This is a genomic window from Shewanella surugensis, from assembly GCF_023284005.1.
GTDB classification, from domain to species: Bacteria; Pseudomonadota; Gammaproteobacteria; order Enterobacterales; family Shewanellaceae; genus Shewanella; species Shewanella surugensis.
This window is the reverse complement of the sequence record NZ_JAKIKS010000106.1, coordinates 1-20,134: the sequence shown is the minus strand read 5'-3', so window position 1 is coordinate 20,134 and position 20,134 is coordinate 1. Positions and strand designations below refer to the sequence as shown.

General features: G+C 41.6%; 13 protein-coding genes and 2 pseudogenes. 4 read left to right on the top strand and 11 right to left on the bottom strand.

Annotation, left to right across the window (positions count from 1 at the left end):
* The 3 genes and pseudogenes from L2764_RS20390 to L2764_RS20380 form a co-directional block, all read left to right on the top strand.
* Positions 1 to 232, top strand: a pseudogene (locus L2764_RS20390) (IS66 family transposase); the annotation flags it as partial.
* Positions 233 to 550: 318 nt separating this feature from the next.
* Positions 551 to 1,447 carry a hypothetical protein gene (locus L2764_RS20385; protein WP_248942189.1) on the top strand — a complete coding sequence of 299 codons (897 nt, stop codon included), beginning with the start codon at positions 551 to 553 and terminating at the stop codon, positions 1,445 to 1,447.
* Positions 1,448 to 1,811: 364 nt separating this feature from the next.
* Positions 1,812 to 2,669 (top strand): protein kinase family protein, encoded by an 858-nt coding sequence (locus tag L2764_RS20380; protein WP_248942188.1) that lies wholly within the window; start codon positions 1,812 to 1,814, stop codon positions 2,667 to 2,669.
* A 416-nt stretch (positions 2,670 to 3,085) separates the two neighbouring features.
* On the opposite strand, the gene L2764_RS20375 is transcribed toward L2764_RS20380, so the two are convergent.
* A complete protein-coding gene (locus L2764_RS20375) occupies positions 3,086 to 4,237 on the bottom strand; it encodes a glycoside hydrolase family 26 protein (protein WP_248942187.1) in 1,152 nt (383 codons plus the stop codon).
* Positions 4,238 to 5,007: 770 nt separating this feature from the next.
* Here L2764_RS20375 and L2764_RS20370 point away from each other — a divergent pair.
* Positions 5,008 to 6,681 (top strand): phospholipase D-like domain-containing protein, encoded by a 1,674-nt coding sequence (locus L2764_RS20370; RefSeq protein WP_248942186.1) that lies wholly within the window; start codon positions 5,008 to 5,010, stop codon positions 6,679 to 6,681.
* 92 nt (positions 6,682 to 6,773) lie between these two features.
* Here L2764_RS20370 and carB read toward each other — a convergent pair whose 3' ends face one another.
* The 10 genes and pseudogenes from carB to L2764_RS20320 all read right to left on the bottom strand — a co-directional run.
* Positions 6,774 to 9,995 carry a carbamoyl-phosphate synthase large subunit gene (gene carB / locus L2764_RS20365; protein WP_248942185.1) on the bottom strand — a complete coding sequence of 1,074 codons (3,222 nt, stop codon included), beginning with the start codon at positions 9,993 to 9,995 and terminating at the stop codon, positions 6,774 to 6,776.
* 29 nt (positions 9,996 to 10,024) lie between these two features.
* On the bottom strand, positions 10,025 to 11,194 hold the full coding sequence (gene carA / locus L2764_RS20360; protein WP_248942184.1) for a glutamine-hydrolyzing carbamoyl-phosphate synthase small subunit: 1,170 nt from the start codon (positions 11,192 to 11,194) through the stop codon (positions 10,025 to 10,027).
* 174 nt (positions 11,195 to 11,368) lie between these two features.
* Complete coding sequence (gene dapB / locus L2764_RS20355; RefSeq protein ID WP_248942190.1) at positions 11,369 to 12,184, bottom strand: 4-hydroxy-tetrahydrodipicolinate reductase; 816 nt, start codon at positions 12,182 to 12,184, stop codon at positions 11,369 to 11,371.
* An 84-nt stretch (positions 12,185 to 12,268) separates the two neighbouring features.
* Complete coding sequence (gene bamJ, locus L2764_RS20350; protein WP_248942183.1) at positions 12,269 to 12,886, bottom strand: BamJ family beta-barrel-assembly machinery protein; 618 nt, start codon at positions 12,884 to 12,886, stop codon at positions 12,269 to 12,271.
* A 226-nt stretch (positions 12,887 to 13,112) separates the two neighbouring features.
* The gene (gene dnaJ, locus L2764_RS20345) at positions 13,113 to 14,243 is read right to left on the bottom strand and encodes a molecular chaperone DnaJ (RefSeq protein ID WP_248942182.1); all 1,131 of its coding nucleotides are present in this window, start codon (positions 14,241 to 14,243) and stop codon (positions 13,113 to 13,115) included.
* 88 nt (positions 14,244 to 14,331) lie between these two features.
* On the bottom strand, positions 14,332 to 16,269 hold the full coding sequence (dnaK, locus tag L2764_RS20340) for a molecular chaperone DnaK (protein ID WP_248942181.1): 1,938 nt from the start codon (positions 16,267 to 16,269) through the stop codon (positions 14,332 to 14,334).
* 339 nt (positions 16,270 to 16,608) lie between these two features.
* Positions 16,609 to 17,898 (bottom strand): glutamate-5-semialdehyde dehydrogenase, encoded by a 1,290-nt coding sequence (locus L2764_RS20335; protein ID WP_248942180.1) that lies wholly within the window; start codon positions 17,896 to 17,898, stop codon positions 16,609 to 16,611.
* Positions 17,895 to 19,013, bottom strand: a complete 1,119-nt coding sequence (gene proB, locus L2764_RS20330) for a glutamate 5-kinase (protein WP_248942179.1) — start codon at positions 19,011 to 19,013, stop codon at positions 17,895 to 17,897. The genes L2764_RS20335 and proB overlap by 4 nt, the downstream gene beginning before the upstream one ends.
* Before the next feature lie 306 nt (positions 19,014 to 19,319).
* Positions 19,320 to 19,838 carry a heme utilization protein HutZ gene (gene hutZ / locus L2764_RS20325; RefSeq protein WP_248942178.1) on the bottom strand — a complete coding sequence of 173 codons (519 nt, stop codon included), beginning with the start codon at positions 19,836 to 19,838 and terminating at the stop codon, positions 19,320 to 19,322.
* 74 nt (positions 19,839 to 19,912) lie between these two features.
* Positions 19,913 to 20,032 (bottom strand): annotated as a pseudogene (locus L2764_RS20320) (heme utilization cystosolic carrier protein HutX); the annotation flags it as partial.
* Positions 20,033 to 20,134: the final 102 nt, after the last annotated feature.

Here is a 20,134-nt window from a genome sequence, read left to right as displayed (position 1 = left end):
GCCGTTGACTAATAACGAAGCCGAGCGTTGCTTGCGTGGGAGCGTGATCATGCGCAAGATCTGCTATGGCACAAGTTCAGATAGAGGTGATAAATTTCGCTCTCGGCTGCTCTCTGTCATTGAAACGTGCAAGAAGCGACAGTTATCCCCGATAAGAGTGATCAGCACTATCATTGCGGCCGTGGTTGATAAAAAGGACTATCCAGACGTATTTGGGCTTATGCCAGCTTAGTCAATCCCCCTCTGGTGAATACTTACCATGGTTCGAACCTGTCTTAAATGCTTTGTAGGTTGCTGGGTGTCATATGATGCCTTAGTGGAGGCTTGAGCCGTATGCAGTGAAAGTTGCACGTACGGTTCTTAGAGGGGCGGCACTTGGTAACAAGTGTCGCCTACTCGACAATTGGGCCGAAAACTCATTAAAATCACAAAACGAAAATACTGTCAATTTTATCTTATAGTTTCTTACATATCGTAGTTTTTTTGATATCATCAAAATGATCTTAACTTTATACTTTAGTGTATAGCAAATACTACTTAATATATTAAAATGACTGGAATAATACTTAAATCTGGTACAACTATATTCTCTAATCATTCATTAGTGATTTCTTCGAATGAATTACTAGAGATAAATAAAAACGGATATGGCGGATTGAATAAGATTTTTGACTCTATAAAAGACTTTTTTTGTCAAACTCAAAGAGTAGAAGCTAAAAAATTACTTTTTCAATTACTTAATTCAAATACACCTGATCATAAAATAAAAAACTTATTCGATAATCTTAAATCACTAGCAGGTGAAGACTTCAAAAAAAACTTTATATCGAATAATAATTCATACTCTATCACTGATAATGATAAAAAAATATTATTTGAACGAATAATTCAGCCTCGTGATTTAGCTACAGAAGAGGATGGCTTTGAAGCAGACTTTGAAATTGATTCTGGTGAGTATCAACGCTTTAATGAATCAAAAAGGACTCGAAGAATGGGGTTAACCGAAATAGATAAAGTTCTAGCCAATGAAATCAGAACAGATGCCGTTATAATAGCCAAAGCTAGAGAATGTGAACTATCTAAATTATATGATGAATTGTCGAGCCTGAAACCAGTCACAACAACCCCCATACTAATCCCCATAGGTTTAACTCATCGAGGTTTTATGAAAGAGGATCATGCTGTACTGGCGATTATAACCCAAGATAATATTTACATCGTCGACTCGAAAAACAATAATTATCAAAAGCCTATCAAGAGTTTACATAGTAATTTCCAAGCTTTTTCTGATAGCGTTAATTGTGGCCGTTATACTACATATACCGCAATAAAATTAGCAGATTCTTTTGCAAAGAATAACCTTGATGATCTCAATCATCGACTCAGCACTATAGTAAAACCTGATATAAATACACTTAAAGATCAATACATGGATCATATGCTTTAATACGGGTTCGTTGCAAAAAAAACAGATCGGATAATCCGTGATCTATTCTTGGCAAATCATCAAGTAATAACAACCACGTAATCTCGATCTCTACCAGTGATAAGGCACATTATCACGGCTAGAGTGATTTTTCTGACCACTTTTCTGACAATTTTTACTTTTTATGGAAGAAGAGGCAAGATATATCACTTAAGCTAAAACTTGCTAGACTTAAGTCTACGGGGCAGGAGCACACTTTAAGTGACAGCTTACTCTTTTGTTATCAATACTTGCCATAAAGAATCGATTGTTCAATGCATAAAAGCCCCCTCTCCCATTTGAGCCGTTCCGACTTTTATATTGGAGCTTACGGAATTTGTACTAAATGACAATAAACTTACAATCTCAATATTTAGGACACCTAACACCAGGCCAAGCAAATGATATAAAAGCAACGGGTCAAGATGTGAAGGTAACATTTGGAACCGGGCTATTGAGTAAATCATATGCGGTTTCAATTGAAGGTGATGGTAGTTTATCCTTTAAAAGGACAGGGCTCAGATCAGCCATACGAAATTTCTTTAATAGTGACGCATCCCATAATCTATCAAAAACAATGACTAAGCAGATAAATGGACAAACCGCACAGAATACAACAGATCTAACCAGCCTTGGTAAAGGAAAAAATGGAAGGGTTTATGACTTAGAAAATGGTTTTGTTCGTAAAGAGCTGAAATCAAGTGAGTCAAACATAGACAAAGAAGCCAAGCTCAGTATTGAAGCAGCGCAGATGAATCGATACCTTAGTGTCTTATGTAAACAAACGGGTTTATCTCGTAGTGAGTTAGGCATAGCGAATGGCGATGCCATTATCACCCATGATGAACAAGGCACTCCATACTTAGATATGCCTAAAATACCAGGCAAACCACTGTGGGTAGACACCAGTCAAATAAGTACTTCATCTTTTCCTTATGGTGCATCAGAAAGATTCAAAGAAGCCATTAATATATTAAATTTATCTGGTATTGTTCATGATGATCCTACTGGATTTAATATTTTTTTCGATTCTAAAACAGAAAGGTTCTTTTTTATTGATCTCGGTTCAACGCATCTTGACACAGCAAAAAATCCAGAAGAACTGAACTTTATATTAGAGATGAATAATAGGGCTAACGCTATGCATGTTAATGAGATAAAAGCTCTGGAAAGGCCTCCTCTTCAACCAATGAACTTTATTTAAACAATAAAAAGTCTGGGTGATTTTCACTGGATGATGGGCTCACAATAGAACAACGCTTACCCAAACTGATATTTTGCAACAAATCCGCTATCACAGCATTCATCAACTCCTTATATCAGCACTGAACAGGCCTTTTTTATAAGGGTATCGTTAGACGGGCTGCCGCTCCCTTCTTGCCTTATTTTCATTACAATAATGAAATATGAATTCACGAAATTAACCTCACTACAGATGATAGATAATCATCACTGTGAATAAAAATCTACACTATCTATCTTCACTTCAATCTGCGGCAGCAATTGATACTCAGAAGATCCAACGAGTAAACAAGCCATCCAATAGCAACAATCCATCACACATAGAAATGTCATCAGCCTTCATTTGAAGGCCAAGGCACTTTGGCTCACTTTAGCCATTCACTTCTGCGCTTTATCAGCAAGCATTTGATGATGTTGTCTGCGGCGTTGCTCGATAAAGGACTTCGGGAGCTGATGAAATCCAGCCGCATGAGTCTGTACATGATGACCCGCGCCAATAAGTTTGCCGTGGCGTGTATAAGCATCCGCTGAGCGGAATTCACTCTTAACATACTGTCGGTTGACCACTTTTTTAAATTTAGCGACGCCCGTGTTGTGCTCTGCTTCATTGATCGACCAACTGAGTTCCTTATTAATATTGAACCAAACCAGCCCCTTAATCCCATGGAACTGAGAACGGAGTTGCTTAAACATCTCGGTGATCCATCGTCCTTTATTCTCCGTGCGGTCACTATCGTCTCCGTCTTGTCCGAGTAACGAGTTGGGCACATCGCTGGGCTCTGCTGAAGCCACTTCTGCAATTAAAATTGGGTGATTGGGGTAGTGCAACATCAATAGAGCGTATTTTTCTTCGAATAATTCGGCAAATGTATTCCATCGGGTAAACGAAAAATTAGAACCCCAGTTATATCCATCAATGGATGTCCAATCAACCACATCATCACCTGGATAATAGAGTGTTATGTCGTTGTAATCGTCAACATCAACACTATTGGCATTCCATACCCACTCAACGTACTGATTCGCATCTGCAGCCTCAAACCTGTTATGTACATAGCGCCAAGCTAGAATATAGTTTTCAGGATCGTTACTCCATGGGTACCATATGCCGTTAAATTCGTGCGCAAAGCGTAATAATACCCGTGCATCTGGATCATCAAGTTCTTCTATCCATATTTTAAAATCAGCAATCCATTGATCTAAATAACCATCCCAATCACCCGCGATGATTTCTGGAAGAAGATTATCGTTCTGACGCTGCGCTAATGTCGGCTCCAGCGTGATCATGGAGGTTGCACCTTGCGCCATGATGTTGGTATTTTGCACCCTGAGAGTATTCCAATCATAATCAAAGCTGGTGAATATATGGATAATGCCGAGATCTTTATTAATATCTGTTTTAAAAGCAGTCATGTTGGCAGGACTATAACCATTGTCCAGAATGTAGGCACCAAGAATCGTTTTGGCACTGGCAATAGTAGATATTGATGTTATATAGGTCACTACGACTAGAAATATAAGTTTACACATTTAAGCCTCCATGCTGTCAGTGTCAGTGTCAGAATCAATCAGTCTCTAATTCTAAGTTTTTTGTCTTTTTTTTCATGAGGCATGAGTATGATATTGCTCTAAACTAATGAGCTAATTTACTTAAATCGTAATACTTTCGTACTATTTAAAAGCGCAAAAAAGTTTTTTTGTCCCTAAAAGCTAAACATTATTGCCATATAATGACTAATGCAAACCAAAACATGAATATCCATCCCTTTGTTCGATATGGCAACGTATCATCAGTCGACCTTGACTGTTTTACCGTTGATATCCTAATGCTTTATCTTACAATACGCTTATCTCTATACACTATTCTCAGGAGTCTTCTTTCATTCAATTTGGCTCACTATCACGGCATCAACATGCAATATAAACAACCCATTATAATAAGCTAACGCTCTAAAATTAATATAAAAAATAAAAATATTGTCGCCTCAACATATAACCCAAAAATGCCAACGAAAGAAAGGCACTTTAGTCACTCCACATTTCTCACTACTGATATCAAGCTACAAACTGGCATGACTGATATTGGTCACAATCGATGAATATTTCAACACTTGAACGCTATTTAACATAATTTCTAATATAACTGTGACATAAATGCTTGTTTTTCATTTTTGTTGCAATTAAGTTAATACGTCAGAAGTAATTAACACATCAATATTAACAATACCTTATTTAAGATTTCCTTACTCATGCTGATCTTAAAACAGCTTAATTAGTTTCAAATAATACAGAGGGATTTTATGCGTAATAAACGTCAATGGATAAAAAGTCTGACTTTTATGACACCACTGCTTTTTTCACCCTTAAGCTTTGCCGATTATTGTTTAGATGACTTATTGGAATTCACAAATTCCCCCCAAACTAGCGTTGCAGTATTAAAAAGTAATGGCATATATCCCACTGGGGCTCATAGCATTATTCATACTCGAAATGGTGCTGATACGCTCGCTAACACTCATGACGATCTTCAGTTCTCTTCACTGGCTGCCTTAGATGCCATCAAATATGTCGGGCCCATTACCCTTGATACACTAACAAGATTATTTCCGCTTCCCTGCACCGCTGAAGAAAATAGCGTAGAGGTGGTTTTCTCTCCGGCCCCTTATGATGTTTCACATTTGACCAAAGTGGTTGAAGCCATTGATCAAGCGACACTGTCTATTGATATTGCCATGTATAGTTTTAGAGACAGTCGAATATTATCGGCGCTATCTGATGCTGTGCAAAGAGGCGTGACGATTAGAGTGATCTCAAACAACGCCGTAAAAGACAGAAAATCGCCTTCAGGAACAATGTCAGAAAAGCTCGAGCAAGCGCTGATCGATGTCCGTTACGTCAATAAAATCATGCATCATAAATTTGCCATCATAGATCAAAGCCTCAGCACTGCTCAATTGATCTCTGGCAGTGCTAATTGGTCTTATTCAGCCGCGACGCGTTATGATGAAAATACTTTATTCATTAAAAATAATGCCGAGTTCATGACTTCTTTTCAAGAGGAATTTGACTTACTTTGGCATCATTCAAGAGACTTTACCTGTGAAACTTGCACAGTGAGCTCAGTGATTGATACAAGCTATCAAAAAACGCAGCCTCACTCATTCAAGACGCGTTTTACCTCGAGTAATTTTAAAACGTCCACTACCCGCTATGGTGAAACCTTTTCTAAAGTATCAGGAAGAAGCACCGTATCAGATACCTTGGTTGAATACATTAATAATGCCCAAACCGACATCAAAATTGCCAGTGGACACCTTCGCTCTTGGCCTATCGCCCAAGCGTTACTTAATAAACATGCTGAAGGTCATGTGAATGTTCAAATATACCTCGATATTCAAGAGTATATTAGTTTATATACCCATGAGTTAGAACAGGCTGATCGCCAAGTCTGTTTAGATGATGCAAGCACACCCTCTCAAGAGCAGGCTTGTTATGACAAAGGCAGTCATTATAGTTATATGTTGAGTGAGCAAGGCATTGATGTTCGCTTTAAAAGCTATAGCTATCGCTGGCATTATTCTTATGCAAAACAAATGCATCATAAATATACCTTAATTGATAATAAAACATTAATCACAGGCAGCTATAACTTTTCAGACAATGCAGAGCATAACAGCATGGAAAATATCATGCTCATTGAAAAGTCTGATAATCCAATGGCTATCAATGAGTTTTTAACGAATTTCGAGTCTATTTGGCATACTGGTGAGGATGATAATAGCTACAATCACCTCATGGCACTTATCAATGATCAATCGGTTATCAGTATCCCCATTGTGTTTGATCCTATGGCGATCACTTGGGAGCAAGTCACCCATTTAAAAGAGCGGATCCGAGCCGTGTGTCCGGCCATTAATTCTGAAGATTTCAGAACCAGCCCTGAGGATCATTACGTGTGTGAAAAACCGAATTAATCGTTAACCCCACAAAAATAAAAACAAAAAAGCCGCATTAATGCGGCTTTTTTACTTCTGCTACGATCAACAATCAGCAGTTAATCAGTCAACTAACTGACAATACGTTTATGCAACTCTTGCAATGAAGTGACATTATTACGGTCATCGGCCGAATGGGCCATGCAAGTCGCAAAGGCTGCATTCAACGTTGTCGTATAATTCACTTTATAGCGTAAGGCACCACGACGTAATTGACGCGAATCTTCAATCGCTTGACGCCCTTCTGTGGTATTCACAATATAAGTGTATTCACCATTCTTAATACGGTCGAGAATATGCGGACGCCCTTCATGGACTTTATTCACCAAGCGTGGATTAATCCCTGCTTCACCGAGAATAACGGCGGTGCCGTGCGTTGCATCAATTTCATAACCTAGCTCAATCAACTTAGAAGCTAAATCAGCAACCCGTTTTTTATCGCTATCACGTACAGAAAGCAAGGCTCTACCCGATTTTGGCACTTCACACGTCGCACCTAACTGCGCTTTAGCATAAGCTTCGGCGAAGGTATTACCCACCCCCATCACTTCGCCAGTTGAGCGCATTTCAGGACCTAACATAGGGTCAACACCGGGAAATTTATTAAAAGGCAATACGACTTCTTTGACCGAATAATAAGGCGGAATAATTTCTTGAGTAAAATTCTGCGACACTAAGCTTTGACCCGCCATCACTCTTGCCGCAATCTTAGCAAGCGGTTGGCCTATCGCTTTGGACACAAAAGGCACAGTACGCGCTGCGCGAGGATTCACTTCAATCATGTAAACTTCGTTATTCTTAATCGCAAACTGCACGTTCATTAAACCAATAACACCCAACTCTATCGCCAATTTCCTTACTTGTGTACGCATCTTATCTTGAATGTCATGACTCAAAGTATAAGGCGGCAATGAACAACCGGAATCACCGGAATGCACACCGGCTTGTTCGATATGCTCCATAATGGAACCAATAACGACATCTTTACCGTCACAAATAGCATCGATATCAATTTCAATAGCATTGTCTAAGAAAGAATCCAGCAACACGGGTGATGCATTTGACACACTCACCGCTTCATTAAAATAACGCAGTAAATCTTGCTTATCGTAAACAATTTCCATTGCCCGTCCACCTAATACGTAAGATGGGCGAACCACTAATGGATAACCAATGCGTTCAGCTGAGATCACCGCCCCTTCAACAGTTGTGACGGTATCATTTTCAGGCTGCTTCATGCCTAAACGCTCAATCGCTTGCTGAAAACGCTCACGATCCTCAGCTCTATCAATCGCATCTGGGCTGGTGCCAATAATAGGCACCCCAGCGGCCTCTAGCTCCCGTGCCAATTTCAACGGTGTTTGACCACCATATTGAACAATCACGCCTTTGGGCTTTTCAATACGCACAATTTCAAGTACATCTTCAAACGTCACTGGCTCGAAATATAAACGATCTGAAGTATCATAATCCGTAGACACCGTTTCAGGGTTACAGTTGACCATAATGGTTTCATAACCATCTTCACGCAATGCTAATGCGGCATGTACACAACAATAATCAAATTCAATGCCTTGACCAATACGGTTAGGTCCACCGCCTAAGATCATAATCTTTTCACGGTCGGAGGGATTGGCTTCACACTCTTCTTCATAAGTCGAATAAAGATAAGCCGTGTCGGTTGCAAATTCAGCTGCGCAAGTATCAACCCTTTTATAAACAGGTAAAATATCATGACGGTAACGTAACTTGCGAACTTCCGTTTCACTGACACCTGCAAGCGTTGCTAAACGGCCATCGGCAAAGCCCTTACGCTTCAATTGTCGTAATAAAGATTCATTCAAACCCGACAAACCGACTTCAGCCACATGAGACTCTAACTTAACCAGCTCGTCGATCTGTACCAAAAACCAAGGATCGATGTTGGTGAGCTTAAAAATACCTTCAACGGACAGTCCGGCACGGAATGCATCGGCAATGTACCAAATACGCTCGGCGCCCGGTTCTTTCAACTCATGGCGAATACGTGATAAGGACTGCGCATCATCTAAATCCACTTCCGGATCCAGACCCTGCTTACCTACCTCAAGTCCACGTAATGCTTTTTGCAATGACTCTTGGAACGTACGACCAATCGCCATCACTTCACCCACAGATTTCATCTGAGTGGTCAGGCGATCATTAGCACCGGCAAATTTCTCAAAGTTAAAGCGAGGGATCTTAGTGACAACATAATCAATCGCAGGCTCAAATGACGCGGGGGTTGCACCACCAGTAATATCATTACTCAACTCATCTAACGTGAAACCAACCGCCAGTTTTGCTGCAATTTTAGCAATAGGAAAACCCGTTGCCTTAGAAGCTAATGCCGATGAACGAGATACCCGAGGGTTCATCTCAATGATCACCATACGACCATCTTTTGGATTGATGCCAAATTGAACGTTAGATCCACCGGTTTCAACACCGATTTCACGCAATACGGCCAAAGAAGCATTACGCATCAATTGATATTCTTTATCCGTCAAGGTCTGAGCAGGCGCAACGGTAATCGAATCGCCAGTATGAACGCCCATAGGATCAAAGTTTTCAATCGCGCAGACAATGATGCAATTATCATTACGATCACGTACCACTTCCATTTCATACTCTTTCCAACCAATGAGTGATTCATCAATTAATAACTCATTGGTGGGAGACAGATCTAACCCTTGAGAACAAATTTCTTCAAATTCTTCAACATTATAGGCAATCCCCCCACCGCTGCCGCCCATGGTAAAAGATGGACGAATAATACAAGGGAAACCAACTTGATCTAATACTTTATGGGCTTCATCTAACGTATGAGCAATCCCTGCGCGAGGACACTCAAGTCCAATAGATTTCATCGCTTTATCAAAACGGCTACGATCTTCAGCTTTGTCAATAGCATCGGCGGTAGCACCAATCATATCCACATTGAACTCTTTCAATACTCCTTTGCTTTCTAGCTCTAGAGCACAGTTTAACGCCGTTTGTCCACCCATAGTGGGTAAGATCGCATCCGGACGTTCTTTTTCGATAATATTACGAACCACTTCCCAATGAATAGGCTCGATATAAGTCGCATCGGCCATGTCAGGATCGGTCATAATCGTCGCAGGATTAGAGTTAACGAGAATAACCCGGTAACCTTCTTCTTTCAGAGCCTTACAAGCTTGAGCACCGGAATAGTCAAATTCACAGGCTTGTCCAATCACAATTGGACCCGCGCCTAGGATGAGAATACTTCTTATATCTGTACGTTTTGGCATTGCTTTAATCTTCTCCCAGATCCCACTGATTATTTGGCGTTATTACGGTAATCTTCAATTAACTCAATAAAATGATTAAATAAAGGTGCAGCATCATGAGGCCCTGGACTCGCTTCAGGGTGCCCTTGGAAACTAAATGCAGGCTTATCCGTCAAATGAATACCTTGTAATGATCCATCAAATAATGATTTATGCGTCACTTTAATGTTGGCCGGTAAACTGGCTTCATCCGCAGCAAAACCATGATTTTGGCTGGTGATCATGACCGTACCTTGCGCAATATTACTCACAGGATGATTAGCACCATGATGACCAAATTTCATTTTTAATGTTTTAGCACCTGATGCTAACGCAAGTAATTGGTGACCCAAGCAAATGCCAAAGACTGGAATATCGGTTTTCAGTATCGCTTGAATCGCATTAATAGCATAATCACAGGGCTCAGGATCGCCAGGGCCATTGGATAAAAAGATACCGTCGGGCTCCATGGCCAGTACTTCCGCTGCAGGTGTAGTGGCAGGCACAACCGTCACATCACAACCCCGATCGACCAGCATACGTAAAATATTACGTTTCACGCCATAATCAAAAGCCACAACCTTAAATTTGAGTTCGTCACTAGGCGTATCTTTAGGTAAGCCCCCCACTAAACGCCAACTGCCTTTACGCCAGTTATATTGGCTTGCAGTGGTCACTTCTTTGGCTAAATCCATTCCTTTTAAACCGGGAAAACCTTTCGCGGCAGCCAACGCCTTCGCTTCATCTAACTCTCGTCCTTGCTCACTGACCAAAATACAACCCGCTTGAGCGCCTTTTTCTCGTAAAATACGGGTTAATTTACGTGTATCAAGATCGGCAATACCCACAATATTATTGGCTTTAAGATAATCACCGAGTGATTGCTGATCGCGAAAGTTACTCGCTATCAGCGGTAAGTCACGAATAATAAGACCACAAGCATGTACCGAATCTGATTCTTTATCTTCATCATTGGTGCCTGTATTGCCGATGTGCGGGTAAGTTAGTGTCACAATTTGGCGAGCATAAGACGGATCTGTTAATATTTCCTGGTAGCCTGTCATTGAAGTGTTAAAAACCACTTCACCAACCGTCATTCCAGTTGCACCAATTGCAGTGCCAGAGAATACAGTCCCATCTTCGAGTACGAGTAAGGCAGACTTAGTCAACACGACCTCCATAATAGTCAAGCCATTGAAAAACAATGTTTTATTGATAGTTGCTTTTACTTAAACACCATAGTTCAAGCAAAACACAGACAAATTCGGACAATTTTATATGCAAAAATAACGCTTGTCTATGCAAATAAAATCTTTTTTTCAAAAAAAAACCGCTCAATTAGCGGTTTTTTCAACTTATGATTTAAGCCCTAAGACTTGCTGCATATCATAGAGACCTGCATCCTGATCATAGAGCCAAAAAGCGGCCCGCATAGAACCATTCGCATAAGTCATACGACTCGATGACTTATGCGTTATTTCTATACGTTCGCCGACATCAGCAAACATGGCAGTATGCTCACCAATAATATCGCCTGCACGAATGGTCGAAAAGCCAATGCTCTCTCGGTCTCTTTCACCCGTCATGCCCTCTCGGCCATAAATAGCACATTTGTCTAAATCACGGCCTAGCTTATCAGCAATAACTTCACCCATTTTTAGCGCGGTGCCTGAAGGTGCATCTTTCTTATGCCGATGATGACTTTCAATGATTTCAATATCGCTGTAATCACCCATAACTTCTGCGGCCAACTCTAATAACTTCCACATCAAATTCACGCCAACAGACATATTAGGAGCAAGTACCACAGGTACTTTTTCTGCATACGAGGTGATACGCTCTTTTTGAGCATGATTAAAGCCCGTTGTGCCAATCACAATCGCCTTACCATGACGAGCACACCAATCGGTATGAATTACGCTCGCTTCAGGGGAAGTAAAATCAATCAAGACATCAAAATCATCAACCGCTTTATCTAAAGAATCGGTGATCAGCACATTCATGGCACCCACACCCGCTAACTCACCCGCATCAACCCCCATTAAGGTTGAACCAGAACGCTCTATGGCTGCACCTAAAAAGATATTATCATGCTGCTTTGCAGACTCAATGAGGGTCCTCCCCATACGCCCGCTGCCACCGGTGATGGCAATTCTCACTTGTTCAATCATGCCTTCTCCCTCAAAAATCAATGCCATCAATTAGACTTAATTTAAACTCAAAAAAAAGCCTAAGATTAACTTAGGCTTTTCATATTAAAGAATATCGAGCAATTCAACTTCGAAAACTAAAGTGGAATAGGGTGGAATGGAAGCCCCTGCACCACGTTCACCATAAGCGAGATGTTGTGGAACATATAACTTCCACTTTGAACCGACAGGCATTAACTGTAATGCTTCAGTCCAACCGGCAATCACACCAGAAACTGGAAATTCAGCGGGTTGATCACGTGCAACAGAACTATCAAAAACATCACCATTGATGAAAGTACCATGGTAATGTGTGCGTACTGTCGCATCATATCCAGGCTTATCGCCTGTTCCTTCGGTCAGGATTTCATACTGCAAACCCGACTCTGTTGAGAATACACCTTCACGTTGCCCAATCTCAGCAAGGAAAGTTTCTCCTTCGGCAGAAGCGGCTTCTGAAGCCGCTTCTTGAATTTTTTGAAGACGTTGGCTAATTTCAGTGAAAGCCACTTGTAGGTCTTCCATCGCAACAACGCTTTCTTTACCCGCAAAAGCATCGGCTAAACCCGATTGGACGGCAGAAATATCAATATCTTCAAATGAATTAGACGCTAATTGCTCACCCATTTGACGACCTACGCCATAACTTGCTTGCTGTTCAATCGTACTGAACGTATCAGACATAATATTCCTACTCTTTATTTATTCAATGAACTCAGCGCGGGACTTTAACATATTCAGTGTTAAATTACTTCCCAAAATGCCAACTTATTTAGGCTTTTTGTGACGCATTAAAAGCCGTGTTATAACGTTATTTTTCACAATAAAAAACCTCACAATTGCGAGGTTTTTTTATACCCAAGCCAATTCAATATGCAGGCTTCAGCTGGTTTGGGTATACAACTAAAGGTTAGCTGTTTAAATCTTGAAAAAACTTTTTAACCCCATCAAAAAAACCTTCAGCCTTCGGGCTATGTTTTTTTGCTTGTCCGGTTAACGAAGCTTCGAACTCTCGCAATAAACCTTTTTGTTTATCGTTAAGTTTAACCGGTGTCTCCATCACAACCTTACAAAGAAGATCGCCAACCGCATGACTGCGGACTGACTTAACACCTTTACCGCGCATACGAAACATACGACCGGTTTGGGTTTCAGTGGGTATTTTAAGGCTGACTTTACCGTCTAGTGTCGGCACCTCAATTTCACCACCCAACGCAGCTGTACTATATGAAATAGGCACTTCACAATATAAGTTATTGCCATCACGAGTGAAAATGGCATGTTCACGTACACTCACCTGAACATAGAGATCGCCCGCTGGCGCCCCAAACTCACCCGCTTCACCTTCACCGGTTAAACGAACGCGATCGCCATTATCGACACCTGCTGGAATTTTAACCGATAGAGTTTTACTCTTTTCAACACGCCCTTCTCCATGGCAATGTTGGCAAGGATCTTTAATAATTTTCCCACGACCATGACAGGTAGGACAGGCTTGCTGTACAGCAAAGAAACCTTGGCGCATTTGCACTTGTCCATTGCCGTGACACGTCCCGCACGTTGTCGCAGAGGTCCCTTTTTTCGCACCTGTACCATTACAAGGCTCACATGCCGTCAAGGCAGGAATGCGTAATTCTTTGGCTAATCCTTTTACTGCTTCTTCTAAAGACAGTTCAAGGTTATAACGCAGATCAGAACCTCGCGCAGCTTGACGTTGTCCGCCACCTCGGCGACCACCACCGAAGATATCGCCAAAGACATCGCCAAACACATCACCAAAATCACCGCCGCCATGACCACCGCCACCACGATTAGGATCAACGCCAGCATGACCAAATTGATCATAAGCCGCTTTCTTATCGCCATCGGTAAGAATTTCGTAGGCTTCTTTAACTTCTTTAAAACTGGCTTCAGCCGCTTTATCGCCTGGATTTCTATCCGGATGATACTTCATTGCTAAGCGCTTGTAGGCTTTTTTAATCTCGCGCTCACTGACGCTTCTTGTGACGCCTAATACTTCGTAATAATCTCGCTTTGACATAATCTACATTGCTCGAATAAAAGTTGGACAAACGGGCGCTAGAGTTACCTCTAAACGCCCGCTACTGAATCAATCAGAAACTGTCTAATTATTTCTTGTCGTCTTTTACTTCTTCAAATTCAGCATCAACAACATCATCAGCCGCATTAGTTGGCTCTTGTTGTTGCTCTGCACCGGCATCAGCATCAGCATCAGCACCTTGCTCAGCTTGGGCTTTCGCTTGCGCAATTTCCATTAACTTAGCAGACGCTTCCATTAATGCGGCAGTCGCTGTATCGATAGCTTCTTTATCATTACCTTTAACCGCTTCTTCAACTGCAGTCATTGCCGCTTCGATTTTTTCTTTATCTTCGCTTGGTAATGCTTCACCCGCTTCTTCGATTTGCTTCTTCGTCGAATGTACCATGCCATCAGCTTGGTTACGTGCTTGAACTATTTCTTCAAACTTCGCATCTTCATCGGCATGTGCTTCAGCATCACGAACCATCGCTTCCACTTCTTCTTCACTTAAACCTGAAGAAGCTTTAATGGTGATATTTTGTGCTTTACCGGTTTTCTTATCCGTCGCTGATACATGTAATATACCATCAGCATCGATATCGAAAGCCACTTCAATTTGTGGCGTACCACGTGGTGCAGCGCCAATACCGTCAAGATTGAATTGACCCAATGATTTGTTGCTACTGGCTTGCTTACGCTCACCTTGTAGTACATGAATCGTTACTGCACTTTGGTTGTCATCAGCGGTAGAGAATGTTTGCTGTGCTTTCGTTGGGATAGTGGTGTTCTTCTCGATAAGCTTAGTCATCACACTACCCATCGTCTCAATACCCAGAGATAGAGGCGTAACATCAAGAAGCAGTACATCTTTCACATCACCAGAAAGAACACCTGCTTGTACTGCAGCGCCCACGGCAACCGCTTCATCAGGGTTCACATCTTTACGAGGTTCTTTACCAAAGAAATCAGTCACAGCAGCCTGTACTTTAGGCATACGTGTTTGGCCACCAACAAGGATGACGTCATTGATGTCAGAAATAGACAAATCAGCATCGGCCATTGCCACTTTTAGAGGCTCTAAAGAGCGAGTGATCAAATCTTCAACCAAAGACTCTAACTTAGCACGAGTGATTTTAACCACTAAATGTTTAGGACCTGTTGCATCGGCAGTGATGTAAGGCAGGTTAACTTCTGTTTGAGTCGTGCTGGAAAGTTCAATTTTTGCTTTTTCAGCGGCTTCTTTAAGACGCTGCATTGCAAGAGGATCGTTACGTAAATCTAGACCTTGCTCTTTTTTGAACGTATCGGCTAAGTAGTTAATTAAACGACTATCAAAATCTTCACCACCTAAGTGAGTATCCCCATTAGTGGCAAGAACTTCGAATGTTTGCTCACCGTCAACGCTATCAATTTCGATGATAGAGATATCAAATGTACCCCCGCCCAAATCGTAAACCGCAACAATGTTGTCGCCTTGCTTCTTATCGATACCGTATGCCAGTGCTGCAGCCGTTGGCTCGTTGATAATACGTTTAACTTCAAGACCCGCGATACGACCCGCATCTTTTGTTGCTTGACGCTGTGAATCATTAAAATAAGCAGGAACCGTAATAACAGCTTCTGTCACTTCTTCACCTAAGAAGTCTTCTGCCGTTTTCTTCATCTTTTTCAAGATTTCAGCAGAAATTTGTGGTGGCGCCATTTTGTTACCACGCGCTTCAACCCATGCATCACCATTATCAGCACTGATAATTTTGAATGGCATAATATCCACATCACGCTGTACTTCATCATCTTGAAAACGACGACCGATTAGACGCTTGATAGCATAAACAGTATTAGTCGGATTGGTGACAGCTTGACGCTTAGCAGGTTGACCTACTAATGTTTCATCTTCGGTATAAGCAATGATAGAAGGAGTTGTGCGATCGCCTTCGGCATTCTCCAAAACGCGAGCGGTGTCGCCATCTAATACTGCTACACAAGAGTTAGTTGTGCCTAAATCGATACCAATAATTTTACCCATGGAGTCCTCCGGAAATCGTACTTAATCTAAATTCTTTGTCTGTGTATAGAAATGGGGATAGACATGGTTAATTTCAAGTCTTTATTTATCAGCCCAAATCTGCTCTTACTTCCCTATATTGGGACAGCTAATATAAATACAAGGGGAAAAAATAAAAAAATAAAAAATCATCTCAGTTTTAAGGGAAGCGACAAAGGAAGACATGATGATCATGTTTACCCATAGTAGAATGCGGAGCAAGAAACAAAAAGGCAAATAAAGAGAAAGAGAAAGGAAAATGAACACCCAGCAGATGAAATGCCGGTACGATGCGACACGCCATCAGCGGGTTATAAATTACTAATCGCGAACGGTATAATTTCCCCAAGCCAGCCATTTATAAGTGGTTAAGGCTTCGAGTCCCATTGGGCCGCGCGCATGTAGCTTTTGGGTACTCACTGCCACTTCAGCCCCCAAGCCAAATTGGCTCCCATCAGTAAATCGGGTGCTGGCATTCACATACACAGCAGAGGCATCCACTTCATTCATGAAATAATTCGCCGTGTGAATGTTATCGGTCAAAATCGCTTCAGAATGCCCGCTCGAAAACTGCCTGATGTGTTCAATCGCCATCGATGTACTGTCGACCACTTTAATGCCTAAAGTTAACGATAGCCACTCAGTTGCAAATGTCTCATCTGAAGCGCTAACGACTTCAATCGCAGGCTCAACATGCGTTTGATTCAGATAAGTTTGGGTTTTCTCACAGCCATAGAACCTCACCCCTTGCGCCACTAAATGTTGGCAAATTTGGGGAATAAAGGTTTGTGCCACCGCTTCATGCACTAAAAGCGTATCGAGCGCATTACAGACCGTGGGTCGCTGCACTTTAGCATTGGCAATCACATCCAAGGCTTTTTCAAGATTGGCACTATGATGCACATATAAGTGGCAAATACCAATACCACCTAAGATCACCGGAATACTCGCTTGCTCTGCGCACAGTCGTTGTAAATGTTGACCTCCACGAGGCACTATCATGTCTACGTATTTATCGAGTTTAAGGAGCCCTGTGACTAACGTGCGATCGGGACTAGCGATCAACTGCACCGCAGTTTCAGGTAAACCTTGTGACTTAAGCGCGCTTTGTATCGCTTCATTTAACGCAAGATTTGAGGTTAAGGTTTCTTTGCCCCCACGTAAAATAACCGCATTACCTGTTTTTAAAGCCAATACCGCAATATCTACGGTCACGTTAGGACGCGCTTCATAAATCACCCCAATGACACCTAAAGGGACCCGACGACGAGACAAGCGTAATCCATTATCGAGTAGACGGCTTTCAATTTCAGCGCCCACTGGATCCTCAAGAGTAATGACATTATCAATATCATTGATAATACTGGTAAGACGCTGCTCATTAAGCAACAATCGATCAATCATCGCATCCGATAACCCTTTTTCACGGGCCGCTTGCACATCTTGACAATTAGCTTCAAGGATCTTGCCTTTATTTGCCGTTAAATTTTGCCCGATAGCCTTTAACAATGCGTGTTTCTGTGTTGCCGTTAAATTCGCTAAAGCGTAGCTCGCTTGCTTCGCCTTCGCTCCAAGGGATGTCAGGTATTTATCATTTTCACTTTGGCTCATAGCACCACCATATCATTGCGATGGATCACTGCATCGCCGTAATCATGTCCCAGTATCGATTCGAACTCATCCGAATGTTTACCCATTATTTTTTTTATGTCATCACTGCTGTAACGCACCATGCCTTTAGCATGCATTTTTCCATCACTGTCCACAATGGCTAACGTATCACCCCGCTGGAATATCCCCACGACACCTTTAATGCCTTTTGACAATAAACTGCGCCCCTTTAGCGTGACTGCATTGACAGCCCCCTCATCAAGGACTAACTTACCTTTAGTATTTGGCCCTGCTAAAATCCATTGTTTACGGCTTTCCAACGGATTCTTCAGCGCAAAAAAATGGGTGCCCACGTCATATTTACATACCGCTTTTTCAATCACGTTCCCATGATGGCCGGAAGCAATAATCACCTCAACACCTGCTCGGCGAGCGATATCTGCCGCCTCTAATTTCGTGGCCATGCCACCCGTTCCTAACCCAGAAACCGCTCCACCCGCTAATTTCCGTAAATTATCATCGATATTAGCCACTTCAGAAATCAACTTTGCATCGGGATTTTTACGCGGGTCGGCATCAAACAATCCAGGTTGATCGGTTAATAATACCAACAAACTGGCATCACACAGTAATGCGGCCCTGGCCGATAAGTTATCATTATCCCCCACTTTTATTTCAGCGGTTGCCACGGCATCATTTTCATTAATAATAGGAATGATCCCCTGTGCAAGGAGGGCGTTGAGTGAATCTCGGGCATTAAGATAACGCTCTCTATCTTGCAGATCGGCACGGGTTAATAATAATTGCCCCACATGTAGACCATAAAGACTAAAGAGCTCTGACCAAGCAAGGATCAACTGGCTTTGCCCAACTGCCGCCAATAATTGTTTATTGGCCATAGTATCTTGCAAAGTAGGGAATTTCAGGTGTTCACGTCCAGCAGCGATAGCACCCGAGGTGCATAATACCACTTCAACACCCGCTTTCATGAGGCTACTCATTTGCCTCACAAGCTCAACCATATGTGCCTTATCAAGTCGATCACTGCCTGACGTTAGCACACTAGTCCCTAACTTAATCACGACACGCCGATAACCTATCTCACTTAAATTCATCTTAGCTATATACTCTTTTTACCGAATATTATTTATACCCAATCTCACTATAAAATGGTAGTCAACTTCGCTAAAGAGTGATCATATAAATAGGAATAAAGAGATTTTTTCTACCACAGATAATTTACCGCATTTTTTGTAACTAAAACGGTATTTTATTGTTTTTTATTTGTGATTTTTAATATGAGAAGGTTAATCCGCATAATCTCCCAGCATAAAGTATAGAGGAACTGTCACTTAAAAACAAAAATCCATATGAATCATGGCGTTACCAATTATAAGGTAAACCACATGAAACCGACTCGTTTATTTACCATGATGACCATCTTGCTTCCATTCAAGCGAGAGTAATTCCGCTCCCGTTAAGTTGAACGCTTGACCGAAGCCTTTAACATATAACCCTTTATGGGGGGTTAATTTAAATAAGTTAAAGTCTTTTAAACCCGCTAAGTTATCAATCATTTCACCAAAGCGCTCACTTAACGCACTCACTGCCTTAGTAAAACAAGGCGTATCTTTTTCAATTAACTGTGCTTTGGTATCAAAAGTGAGCCGACGGCGAGCAAAAATGGTTTTCGCTTGTGCTTCATCTTCAACCATCATGGCCGATACTGCGGGCATACTTTTTAAATTCACACCATGCCTTGCCAATTCACTCACTAAAATATAAAAACCATCATCGGCTAACGCGAATGGTGCATAACTGGCATTAGGTAGATGGTCATTATCTTGTGTGGCTAATTGTAATGTCTTACATTGCTGCTTAAACTCTTCAATTTCAGGTAAAAGTTTATCATTTAATCTCTGCTGTTTATTCTGTGTCATTTGACTTTTCTCACTCTATTTAACACTCATACTTTCTTTAATTTAGCGCTGCAACTCAATACGTAACGACAATGTTAACTTGACTGAATAAGCTGCTTAAATTGCTTAACCTGTTCAGGTAATAACACCCCTTTGTCGTCACGCCCTAAGTACACTTTAAAAATAATGTCTTGTTTGAGGCCAAAAAAGTTAACTTACCTCCGGCAAAGCCGGAGGCTTATTTGGGTGACGCCCTAAAAGGGCTTAAGTCCGTGCCCAAGGCACTATCTACATTCCGAGTTTTAATTGATCCCGAT